The sequence below is a fragment of the Bradyrhizobium sp. UFLA05-109 genome (assembly GCF_054185165.1).
Genome location: NZ_JBBIAR010000027.1, coordinates 103,262 through 113,648 on the forward strand (window position 1 = coordinate 103,262; position 10,387 = coordinate 113,648).

Annotated in this window: 11 protein-coding genes; 6 read left to right on the forward strand and 5 right to left on the reverse strand. The window is 65.4% G+C overall.

Features of this window, described 5'->3' with window-relative positions; genetic code table 11:
* Window positions 1-80: 80 nt before the first annotated feature.
* From Q3C01_RS21065 to Q3C01_RS21075, 3 genes are all read left to right on the forward strand, one after another.
* Window positions 81-284, forward strand: coding sequence for a hypothetical protein (locus Q3C01_RS21065; protein ID WP_458147223.1), 204 nt, complete (start codon window positions 81-83; stop codon window positions 282-284).
* 227 nt (window positions 285-511) lie between these two features.
* Complete coding sequence (locus tag Q3C01_RS21070; protein ID WP_458147224.1) at window positions 512-1,657, forward strand: glycosyltransferase family 2 protein; 1,146 nt, start codon at window positions 512-514, stop codon at window positions 1,655-1,657.
* Window positions 1,658-1,663: 6 nt separating this feature from the next.
* The gene (locus Q3C01_RS21075; protein WP_458147225.1) at window positions 1,664-3,166 is read left to right on the forward strand and encodes a glycosyltransferase family 39 protein; all 1,503 of its coding nucleotides are present in this window, start codon (window positions 1,664-1,666) and stop codon (window positions 3,164-3,166) included.
* Between the two features lie 14 nt (window positions 3,167-3,180).
* On the opposite strand, the gene Q3C01_RS21080 is transcribed toward Q3C01_RS21075, so the two are convergent.
* Both Q3C01_RS21080 and Q3C01_RS21085 read right to left on the reverse strand, forming a co-directional pair.
* The gene (locus Q3C01_RS21080) at window positions 3,181-5,070 is read right to left on the reverse strand and encodes a CHASE2 domain-containing protein (protein WP_458147226.1); all 1,890 of its coding nucleotides are present in this window, start codon (window positions 5,068-5,070) and stop codon (window positions 3,181-3,183) included.
* A gap of 9 nt (window positions 5,071-5,079) precedes the next feature.
* Window positions 5,080-5,619 (reverse strand): FecR domain-containing protein, encoded by a 540-nt coding sequence (locus Q3C01_RS21085; protein ID WP_458147227.1) that lies wholly within the window; start codon window positions 5,617-5,619, stop codon window positions 5,080-5,082.
* Window positions 5,620-6,263: 644 nt separating this feature from the next.
* Here Q3C01_RS21085 and Q3C01_RS21090 point away from each other — a divergent pair.
* A complete protein-coding gene (locus Q3C01_RS21090; RefSeq protein WP_458147228.1) occupies window positions 6,264-7,352 on the forward strand; it encodes a DUF2778 domain-containing protein in 1,089 nt (362 codons plus the stop codon).
* A gap of 4 nt (window positions 7,353-7,356) precedes the next feature.
* On the opposite strand, the gene Q3C01_RS21095 is transcribed toward Q3C01_RS21090, so the two are convergent.
* Both Q3C01_RS21095 and Q3C01_RS21100 read right to left on the reverse strand, forming a co-directional pair.
* Window positions 7,357-7,986, reverse strand: coding sequence for a glutathione binding-like protein (locus tag Q3C01_RS21095; RefSeq protein ID WP_458147229.1), 630 nt, complete (start codon window positions 7,984-7,986; stop codon window positions 7,357-7,359).
* 27 nt (window positions 7,987-8,013) lie between these two features.
* Window positions 8,014-8,607 carry a cysteine hydrolase family protein gene (locus tag Q3C01_RS21100; protein WP_458147230.1) on the reverse strand — a complete coding sequence of 198 codons (594 nt, stop codon included), beginning with the start codon at window positions 8,605-8,607 and terminating at the stop codon, window positions 8,014-8,016.
* A 133-nt stretch (window positions 8,608-8,740) separates the two neighbouring features.
* On the opposite strand from Q3C01_RS21100, the gene Q3C01_RS21105 reads away from it, so the two are divergent.
* The gene (locus Q3C01_RS21105) at window positions 8,741-9,583 is read left to right on the forward strand and encodes a LysR family transcriptional regulator (protein ID WP_458147231.1); all 843 of its coding nucleotides are present in this window, start codon (window positions 8,741-8,743) and stop codon (window positions 9,581-9,583) included.
* Window positions 9,584-9,680: 97 nt separating this feature from the next.
* Window positions 9,681-9,947 carry a GIY-YIG nuclease family protein gene (locus Q3C01_RS21110; RefSeq protein ID WP_458147234.1) on the forward strand — a complete coding sequence of 89 codons (267 nt, stop codon included), beginning with the start codon at window positions 9,681-9,683 and terminating at the stop codon, window positions 9,945-9,947.
* Between the two features lie 131 nt (window positions 9,948-10,078).
* Here Q3C01_RS21110 and Q3C01_RS21115 read toward each other — a convergent pair.
* A partial coding sequence (locus tag Q3C01_RS21115; RefSeq protein ID WP_458147232.1) for a TCP-1/cpn60 chaperonin family protein occupies window positions 10,079-10,387 on the reverse strand: 309 nt, incomplete at its 5' end.

Sequence of the window (10,387 nt, forward strand, 5' to 3'; positions counted from 1 at the left end):
ACCGTCGGAACCCGGCCCCCTTCCGGCGGCTGGCGCATCCATGATATTGTTTCAATACATTGCATCGGGAATGGGCAGGCATGACATCTGAGTCGATCGGAGGCATTCTTGGCGCGATCGTCGCGGCTATCGTGCTGGCGGTTGCCGTCGTGTTCGGGCCGATCGGCCAATATGGCAAGCCGCCGAAACCGAAGGCGGCGGCCCAGCCTGCGGCCGCAGCACCCGCGGCTCCGGCCGCGCCTGCCCCACGCGGACCTGTCATCCGCGAAGTGCCGAACCAATAGGTCGGCCCCCTTGCGGAGGGCCAATGTCGTTCCTATCTAGGTGATAACGGCGACGTTGCAGCTTACCGCTCCGGCGCCGGAACGACCTTGGAATAGCTTGGCCGCGCCGGATGTACGCGCGGTTCGTTATTCTGGGGTCGTTGGCATTTTTGTACCCCCTTTTGGGGGCTTTCCCCTTAAAACCCCGGCTTGGCATCGCAGGACGCGGCGGATATACGCTGCCCGTCATGAATGAAGCTATCAGACCGGCCCGTGAGACCCCGCCGCACGCCCCGCAATCGGGGCCGCGGTCGCCAGAGCTTTCCGTCGTTGTCCCCACCTTCAACGAGCGCGACAATGTCACGGTCCTGTACCGGCGGCTGGAGGCGACTCTGGCTGGGATCGCCTGGGAGGTCGTGTTCGTCGACGACAATTCACCCGACGGAACCTGGGACGTGGTGCGCGGGCTCGCCCGGCGCGACAGCCGCGTTCGTTGCATCCGCCGCATCGGCCGCCGCGGCCTGTCGGGCGCCTGCATCGAAGGCATTTTGGCCTCGAGCGCTCCCTATGCGGCCGTGATCGACGCCGATCTCCAGCATGACGAGACGCAACTGCCGAAGATGCTCTCGCTGCTCGCGAGCGGAGAGGCCGAGCTCGTCGTCGGCAGCCGCTATATCGAGGGCTACAAGAGCGAAGGCTTCAACAAGCAGCGCGCTGGCGCCAGCGCGCTGGCGACCGAAGTTGCCAAGCAGGTGCTGCAGGTCGAGATCGCCGACCCCATGAGCGGCTTCTTCATGATTCGTACCGACCGGTTCGAGCAACTGGCGCCAAAACTCTCGGTGCACGGCTTCAAGATCCTCCTCGATATCGTCGCGACCGCGCAAGGCAGCTTGCGCGCCGTCGAAATTCCCTACACCTTTGGCGCGCGCCAGCATGGCGAGAGCAAGCTCGATTCCATGGTCGCGCTCGACTTCCTGGGCCTGGTGCTGGCGAAGCTCACCAACGATGCGGTGTCGCTGCGCTTCCTCCTGTTCGCGATGGTCGGCGGCATCGGTCTCGTCGTGCATCTCACGACGCTGTTCATCGGGCTCGAGATCTTCAAGGCGCCGTTCGCGGAGGCGCAGGCCGCAGGCGCTCTCGTCGCCATGACCAGCAACTTCATCCTCAACAATTTCCTCACCTATCGCGACCAGCGGCTGAAGGGCTTGGCGATCCTGCGCGGCCTGATCGCCTTCTACATCGTCTGTAGCGTCGGCCTGTTCGCCAATGTCGGCGTCGCCTTCTCGGTCTACGACCAGGAGCCGATCTGGTGGCTTGCCGGCATGGCCGGTGCGCTGATGGGCGTGGTGTGGAACTACGCGATGTCCGGACTGTTCGTCTGGCGCAAGAAATAGCTCATCATGGGCGGAGCTGACGCGCGGATCGTCCGCAACACCGCGCTCATCATCGTTGCGCTCGTCGTGCTGCGGCTGGTCGCCGCCGCCTTCACGCCGATCACCTTCGACGAAGCCTATTACTGGATGTGGTCGAAGAATCTGGCGGGCGGCTATTACGACCACCCGCCGATGGTTGCCTACGTCATCCGCGCCGGCACGATGATCGCAGGCGACACCGAGCTCGGCGTGCGGCTGGTCTCGATCCTGCTCGCGCTGCCCATGAGCTTTGCGGTGTATCGCGCCGCCGCGATCCTGTTCGGCGGCGTGCGCGTTGCCGCAACCAGCGCGATCCTGCTCAATGCGACGCTGATGGCCGCGGTCGGTACCCTGATCGTCACGCCCGATGCGCCGCTCCTGGTCGCCTCCAGCTTCGTGCTGTTCTTCCTCGCAAAGGTGCTGGAGACCGGCCGCGGCGTATGGTGGCTGGCGGTGGGCGCTGCGGTCGGCGCCGCGTTGCTGTCGAAATACACCGCATTGTTCTTCGGTGTCGCGATCCTGATCTGGCTCGCCGCGGTGCCGAAGCTGCGGCGCTGGTTCATCTCGCCCTGGCCCTATCTCGGCGGCATCGTGGCGTTTGCGATCTTCTCGCCCGTAGTGCTCTGGAATGCCGATCACCAATGGGTGTCGTTCCTCAAGCAGTTCGGCCGCGCGCGGATCGAGGATTTCCGCCCCGTCTTCATCGCCGAGCTCATCCCGACCCAGTTCGCGTTCGCTACTCCGCTTGTCTTCATCCTCGGTGGGATGGGTCTTCACGTGCTGACCTGGCGGCGGATTGGCGCGTCTGCCTCGCGCATCCTGGTCGAGACGATGTTCTGGACCATCGTCGTCTATTTCGTCTGGCATTCGCTGCACGCCCGCGTCGAGGCCAACTGGTTCGCGCCGGTCTATCCCGCCTTCGCGGTCGCGGCCGCGGTCGCCGCCCACATCGCGCAATGGAAGCCGCGGCAGCAGGAGCTCGTCGCCTTCTGCCTGAAATGGGCGGCGCCCGCCGGCATCGCGATGTTTGCGGCCCTGATCGTGCAGGCCAACACCGGCTGGCTGTCCGGCTATCGCCGCGACGCCACCGTGCGCAGCGTCGGCGTCGGCTGGCGCACGCTCGCATCCGAAATCGAGGCGGTCCGCGCCAAGACCGGCGCGACCTGCGTCCTGGCGCCGGACTACGGCACCACGGCCTGGCTCGCCTTCTATCTGCCGCGCGGCACCTGCGTAGTCCAGCGGGATCAGCGCATCCGCTGGGTCAATATGGGCGAGCCCGATCCGAAACTCCTGGCCGGCAAGCTGCTCTATGTCGACGAGCTGCGCGCCGACGGTCACCCCTTCCTCAAAGACATCTTCTCGCAGGTGACGCGCGTTGCTGAATTGCAGCGCAAGCGGGGACCGCTCGTCGTCGAGACCTACGGGATCGATTTGCTGGAAGGCGCCAAGGGCGAGGTTCTCGATCGTTCGCCGCCGCCGGAAGCCCGGTAACGGGTTTCAAGCTCTCAGCCCGCGACGTCGGCTTCAGTCGCGGCCTGTCCAGGCAGCCGCTCTTCGTGCCAGAACCAGACGGTGACCGCACTGGTGCGGCCGCGAACCTGCGTCTGCAACGGTCCCGTCAGAATGCCACGGGGATCGCCGTGGAAGTCGGCCGCATCCAGCAGGGTATCGCTGAACGCGAGCCGCGCATCGTGCTGGGCGGCAACCTCCATCAACCGGTTCGCCACGTTGACGTTGTCGCCCGTCGCGGTGATGTGCTGGTGGCTTCCGCCGAGACGCGAGGCGACGATCGGGCCGAAATGCGCGCCGATCTTGAAGCCGAGCTGATTCCTGTATGGTGCTGGCAGCGATGCCATCCAGCTGGCCACGACGCGGTGCAGGTCGATCGAGCATTTCACGGCACGGGCGGCATCGTCGGGCGCAGCGCGGGGCAGGCCGAACAGGATCATGGCGCCGTCGCCGAGGAATCCGGTGATCGTTCCGCCGGACGAGACCGCCGTCTTGTCGACCAGCGCATGAAACGCCTTGAGCAGGTCGCGGAGCGTGTCCGGATCGAGTCGCTCGCTGAGCGCGGTGAAGCCGGAGAGGTCGATGAAGACGACGGCGGCATTCTGGTGGACCGGCTCGCTGAGGAAATCGGGATCGCGCGCCAGCCACTCCTGCACGGCGGGTGCCTGGAATTGCGCCAGCGATCGGCTCCTTGCCGTCAGGTACTGCGTCCTGCGGCCTCCCGCCCACAATTGCACGCCGGCAAAGATCGCAACCGGCGGCACCGCGGCTGCGAGCGTGGTTGCGGCGTTGAGCCAGATGCCATGTGTGAAGGCGAACAGGTTGAGAGCGGCCCATGCCATCACCACCACGGTCGCCGCAATGAGTCCGATCGCGCTTCGCCGCCAGGCAAGCAGGCCCACCAGGATCATTGGCAGCAGGATCGCCGCGAATGCGTCGGCGATATGAACCTTGCGGTTGCGCACGATGCCGTCGCCGGCGACGAGATGCGTGATCGCGGTCGAGACGACCTCGACGCCGGGCATCAGGGTATCGAACGGCGTCGGAAAGAAATCGCCGCCGCCGGCGACCGATGCGCCGATCACGATGATCCGGTTCTCGATTGTTCCGCGATCGAGCGTGCCGTCGAACACGTTCTGCGCGCTGAGCGTGCGGATCGTGCGGCGCGGGCCGTAGTAGGTGATCGGTAGCGAAAAGTCGGTGTCGGTCGAGACCGTACGATCGCCGAGCATGAGATGATCAGGCGCAATCGTCAGCGGCTGGCCGAGCGCCTGGCTCGCCACGCGCAGCGGAAACGACAGCTCCACCTTGTCGTTCGTCCGGAACAGCATCGGGACCGAGAGCGGGGAGCCGGACTGCCCCGTCGCAACATTGACGATGCCGACCTCGGCGTGATCGGCGAAGGCCGGCAGTGGCAGCAGGAAACGTTCGGCCCGGGGCAGGGCGGCGAGCGGCTCTTCGCTGCTGGTTGCCACGGTATCGCTGGCGGTTGGAAAGATCGCCGCGGCAGCCAAGACCGTGGAAGCGGCGGCCAGCGAACGCGCCAGCATGGCATCGCCGAGCCTGGCGCCGGGATCGACCAGCAGCAGGTCGACGGCAATCACCTTCGGCTTGAATTGTGCGATGGCATCGACGACGCGCGCGAGGTCGGCGCGGGGAAGCGGATAGTGGCCGCCGCGCTTCACGACGGTGTCGTCGACCGCAATGATGGTGACGAGATCGGGGGGAGGCTGCGGGCCGCGCGCCAGCGTTCGCAAGTCCGTCAGCGTTGCCTCGAGACGATCGAGAAACCGCAGATGGCCGTTCGCGTGAGCGACGTAAATGGCACAGCCCCACAGCGCGGTGAGGATGAGCGCAAGGATGGTCTGAACGCGTCGGCTACTCATACCGAGCCTCTATTGTCCGAGTCTTGCCATCAAGGCGTCGATGCGCGGCTGGCCCCAGCGCTTGACCTCCGTCATGCTGTTCGCATCGACGTCGACGCCGTCGCCCGGTCCGAGCACGACGGCCCGACCGCGCGCCCTGCGGCTGACGCCGACACGTCCGTCGGCGACGAACACGGACGTCTTGCTGCCGTCGGCGGCATCGACGGCCCATCTCGTGCCGCGCACTGCGGCGATCGCCTGCGGCGTCAGCACCTTGAAGGGATTGCCGCCGGGCTTCTTGCGAACCTCGATCAGCAGCGCCTTGCTGCTCAACTCGACCGAGTCGATACGTCCGTCGCGGTTGGCGTCCTTAAGTTCAAATCTGGCGCCATTTTCCGCAACGATCGTGATGCCGTTGTCGCAGCGCCAGGTCTGTGTACTAGCGGTCTGCGTTCCCGCGGCCGACGGCGACGACGTGCAACCCACGCCGGCAGGCTGCGCGACCGTCTCTCCGATCAACAAGACCGACGACACCAGAGCCAAAAATCCGGCGTGCGCGACCCTTCTCATGCCAGCCTCCATCGGCGTGCTCGGCACATTTCAAGGCGATGTTGATACGGTACCGTATCATTCGCGGAGGCTGCTGAAAAGTGCCGAGGTTGGAGCTATTTTGCCGCGGGGCTCTTTTCCAGACGTGGTGTGATCAACTCTCGGTCAGCGCGCCGTGTCGGATGAGCGCCCGGCGCGCGATGGGCGTCGGCGTGTCCCGTCGGAGTGGAATCCACCAGCCTCGCGCAACGCCCCGTTGCTACGATCCGGCGGCGTTGAAGATCACGAAAAGGCCGTGGTTGGATGCGTGATGAGGGCGGCCGGAGGGGGCAGGTCATCGCGCCAAACCGGTCGAGAAACATGGTTAATGATTTCGGCTAAGTCCGTAATTCTGCGGACTTTTTCCCGAAACGGGACAGCCTTCGCGGGTTGCCCCACATCCGCCCGAACTTAATCTGCATTTAACTAAAAGTCGCCTTAATGACGCTCCGACCCTCTGCGAGATGCAGTTCTAGGACCGTGACCAGCAGCGGCACTTCGAAGGGGGACTGAGTGACACCGTCCTGGACGCAAGGCGAATGAGTACGAGTATCGCTGCGCAAAGTAACGCAGCACGGAAGTCCAAAAAATCTTCTTGGAAATCTTCTCGGAAGTCTTCCCGGAAAGTGACCACCCAGACCGTCGTCGGCGCCGCCGCGATCGGCTGCCTCGTGCTGGGCGCCGGCTGGACCGTCTACAACAACGTCTTCGGCGCGAACGTCTATCCGACCGTTGGTACCGCCGGCTACGACGAGCCCGTGATCAAGCGCGCGCCGAAGGTCGCACTCCGCGAGGCCGGCGAAGCGGTGAAGGAAGTCTTCGCGATGCTGCCCGATCGCGGACAGATGGTCACGCCGATGACCCGCGAAATGTTCAACGAGCGTTTTGCCGCTGCGGCCCCGCAGAGCGTGGAGTCGAATGCGGCGAGCGCCGCACCTGTTGCTCCCGCGACCAAGGTTGCCGAAGCCAAGGACACTGCGAAGCCCGCCGCGCCTGTGAAGGTTGCGGAAGCACCGAAGGCGCAAGGCCCCGCCAAGATCGCAGACGCCGCGAAGGCCAGGCGCGGCGCGGATGCACCGGTTCAGGTTGCCTCGGCCGAGCCGGCCGAGACCGCGCGTGTGCCAGAGGCAAAACCCACGAAGTCTTTCGCCGATCGCGCGAAGGCGGCGGTAATGGCGATCACCGGGCCGCGGCAGTCGATGGTCGAGAAGCTCTGGGGCAAGCGCGAGCCGTCAGGCGGATTGCTGGCTTACGCGTCAGCCGATGCCAGCGTGACCGCGAGCATCGCGCCGAAGGAGCAGAACCCGATGCTCGGTGGTGCACCGCCCTATGACCGCGACACCGCGGTCTACGACATCACCGCGAAGACGGTGTATCTGCCCGACGGCACCAAGCTCGAGGCGCATTCCGGCCTCGGCTCCAATCTCGACGACCCGCACTCCTCGCGCGTCCGCATGCGCGGCGTGACACCGCCGCACATCTATATGCTCAAGCCGCGCGAGGCGCTGTTCCACGGCGTGCCGGCGCTGCGGCTGACGCCGATCGGCGGCGAGAGCGCGATCTACGGCCGCGACGGCCTGCTCGCGCACACCTTCATGCTCGGACCCAACGGTGATTCCAACGGCTGCGTGTCGTTCCGCGACTACTCCGCCTTCCTCGACGCTTACCGCAACAAGGGCATCCGCAAGCTCGCCGTGCTGGCGCGGGTGGAGTGAGTCCTTAAACCGTCGCTGTCTTGCGCAGCGCCATTTCGGTCGCAATCGCGTTCCGCACGGCGGGCCGCGCCTGCATGCGGGCGAGATAGCTGACTAGCGAGGGCCATCGCGCAACGTCTACGCCCGCGGGACGAAGCAGCAGCAACGCCCAGGTGAGATGCGCATCCGCAACAGTGAAGCGGTCGCCGACGAGGAATTCGCGGTCGGCGAGATGCGTGGCAGGCACCGACAATGTCTGGTCGATTCTTGCGCGCGGCTTCGCAAGCGAGGCGTCATCCTTGTACCAGAAGAACGGAAACAGGAAGCCCTTGTGGATCTCCGTGCCGATGAAGCTCAGCCATTCCTGCAGGCGATAGCGATCACGAGTGCCTGATGGTGGGGCGAGACCGGCCTCCGGCTTGAGGTCTGCAACGTATTGCAGCACGGCTGCGCTCTCCGTCAGGTGATCGCCATTCTCCAGGATCAGGACCGGAACCGCGCCCTTCGGCGAGACCGCGCGGAAATCGGCGTCGTCCTCGATGCGTTTCTTGGTCAAGAGGTGGACGAGATGATAGCGCGCCTCGATGCCGGCCTCCATCAACGCGATGCGACTGGCGAGCGAGCAGGCCATGGGCGAGAAATAGAGCTGCAGCATGGTTTGATAGCTCCGTGTTCGGATTTGTCAGATCAGCGCATCGCTGAGCGCGATGATGGCAAAGCGGTCGGATAGTTCGGCGAGTGCAACGTCATGAACGGTTGCGGCGGCGATCGCGCCGCCGCGGCAGTCAGGCAGGTCGCGCGTCGCGCAGGCATCCGAAGCGATGGTGGTGCGCAGGCCGAGATCAAGCGCGGCGCGCGCCGTCGAGCTGACGCACATGTGGGTCATGAAGCCAGCGAGCACGATATTCTTGCGCCCGGTCGAGGCCAGCCGCGCTTGCAAGTCCGTGCCGGCGAAGGCGTTCGGCAGCGCCTTTTCGATCACCTGCTCGGTTGCGAGCGGCGCGAGGTGAGCGACGATCGCGCCGCGCTCGGCCTCGCGGTCGAACAGGCCACCGGCTCGGCCCTTGTGCGCGACGTGAAAGATGGCAGCACCGGCCCGTCGCGCGCGGGAGAGTAGTTGCGCCGCGCGCGCGATGGCGGACTCGGCGTCCGGCAGCGCCAGCGGGCCGGCACAGTATTCGTTCTGGATGTCGATCAGGACGAGACAGGACTCGGCGAGCTCAGGCAGAGCGAGGTCGGCACCGGCGAGTTGAAGCAGGGTTTTTGGGGCGGTCATGCGTGGATGGGCCTTTCGAGGAGATCCGATGCCGGCAAGACTAGTGTCGTGACCGCCTGCCGTAGTGCAGGACTATTGCAGCCGGCGGCTGCAAATTTGCAGGTGACCGGCGCGCCGTGCTAGCCTCTCCGCGATGAACTGGGATGATCTCCGCATCATCGCGGCCGTGCGGGACGAGGGCACCTATGCCGGTGCCAGCGCACGGTTGCGCATCGATGAGACCACGGTCGGGCGCCGGCTCGCCCGCATCCAGCGCGACCTCGGCGTGCCCCTGTTCGAGGCGGTCGACGGATTGCGCCGGCCGACCCGCCATTGCGAAACGGTGCTCGAGCACGTCAAGGTCATGGCGGCGCATGTCGCCGCGATCGATCGCATCGGCGAGAGCGAGCCGGGCGCCGTCGGCCGCTTGCGCATCGCGTCCACCAATACGGTCGCCGAGGAGCTGCTGGCGCCGCGCGCGCAAGCTTTTCTGCGCGACAATCCCGGGCTGACGCTGCAATTCCTCACCTCGAGCGAGAACGTGAAATTCTCGCGCTGGCAGGCCGATCTCGCCATTCGCCTGCGCAAGCCCGACAAAGGCGACTTCACGATCTCGAAGCTCGCGGAGGTGCGCCTGTATTTCTTCGAGCCGGCAGACCGGAGCGATATCGATCCGATCGTGTGTACCTATCCGGACGAGCTCGACGCGATCCCCGAGGCGCAATTCCTGCGCGCGAAGCGGCTGAAGAATGCGCGCTGCGTCACCGACAACGTCCGCGTCATCCGCACGCTGATCCAGTCGCATCAGGCGATCGGCGTGCTGCCCGAATATAGCTGCGAGGCGTTGCTCGCCGATCGCAGCCTGCGCGCCACCTTGCTCGCCAGGCGCCGCGACGTCTGGCTGCTGGTGCAAAACCATCTCAAGCGCGATCCCGCGACGCGCCTGACGATCGAGTGGGTGCGCTCCTGCTTCAAGGACGCGGCGGCGGTCAGGTAGCGTACTAAACCATCGACCTCGTCATCCCCGCGGCGGCGCAAAGCGCCGAGCCCGGAATCCATAACCCCAGGCACTTGCAATGGCCTACTATGCCTAGATCCTCGCGAGCAAGAAGCACGGCACGCTTTGCATCGGCGTGACCAACGACTTCGTGCGCCGCGTTGGCGAGCACAAAACGAAGGCCGTTCCCGGCTTCACGACAAAGTACGGCGTCGACAAGCTCGTGCTGTTCGAAGTCTACGAGGACGCGGCGGCTGCCATCGCTCGCGAGAAAGAGCTCAAGAAGTGGCGGTGGGATTGGAAAACGCGGCTGATCGAGGAGAATCCGAACTGGGATGATCTCTATTCGGGGATATCCAACTGACGTTCGTGGTTATGGATTCCGGGCTCGCGCTTCGCGGGCCCCGGAATGACGAGGGGAGAGAGCCTGCCCCAAACAAAAACCCCGGCATTGCTGCCGGGGTTTCGCATTTCGTGTTCGCCTGAACGGCTGGATCAGAAGTCCATGCCGCCCATGCCGCCGCCCGGGGGCATGGCGGGACCGGCAGCCGCCTTCTTCGGCAGCTCGGCGACCATGGCCTCGGTGGTGATCAAGAGCGCCGCCACGGAGGAGGCGTTCTGGATCGCGGTGCGCACGACCTTGGTCGGGTCGATGATGCCCTTGGTGACGAGGTTGCCGTACTCGCCGGTCTGCGAGTCGAAGCCGTAGGAGTACTGATCCTTCTCGAGGATCTTGCCGACGATCACCGAGCCGTCTTCACCGGCGTTGATCGCGATCTGGCGGGCCGGCGCGGACAGCGCCTT

Bases quoted from the DNA above. Each gene is read 5' to 3' on its own strand.
- Q3C01_RS21065 (WP_458147223.1), top strand. From the start codon at position 81: ATGACATCTGAGTCGATCGGAGGCATTCTTGGCGCGATCGTCGCGGCT.
- Q3C01_RS21070 (WP_458147224.1), top strand. From the start codon at position 512: ATGAATGAAGCTATCAGACCGGCCCGTGAGACCCCGCCGCACGCCCCG.
- Q3C01_RS21075 (WP_458147225.1), top strand. From the start codon at position 1,664: ATGGGCGGAGCTGACGCGCGGATCGTCCGCAACACCGCGCTCATCATC.
- Q3C01_RS21080 (WP_458147226.1), bottom strand. From the start codon at position 5,070: ATGAGTAGCCGACGCGTTCAGACCATCCTTGCGCTCATCCTCACCGCG.
- Q3C01_RS21085 (WP_458147227.1), bottom strand. From the start codon at position 5,619: ATGAGAAGGGTCGCGCACGCCGGATTTTTGGCTCTGGTGTCGTCGGTC.
- Q3C01_RS21095 (WP_458147229.1), bottom strand. From the start codon at position 7,986: ATGCTGCAGCTCTATTTCTCGCCCATGGCCTGCTCGCTCGCCAGTCGC.
- Q3C01_RS21100 (WP_458147230.1), bottom strand. From the start codon at position 8,607: ATGACCGCCCCAAAAACCCTGCTTCAACTCGCCGGTGCCGACCTCGCT.
- Q3C01_RS21105 (WP_458147231.1), top strand. From the start codon at position 8,741: ATGAACTGGGATGATCTCCGCATCATCGCGGCCGTGCGGGACGAGGGC.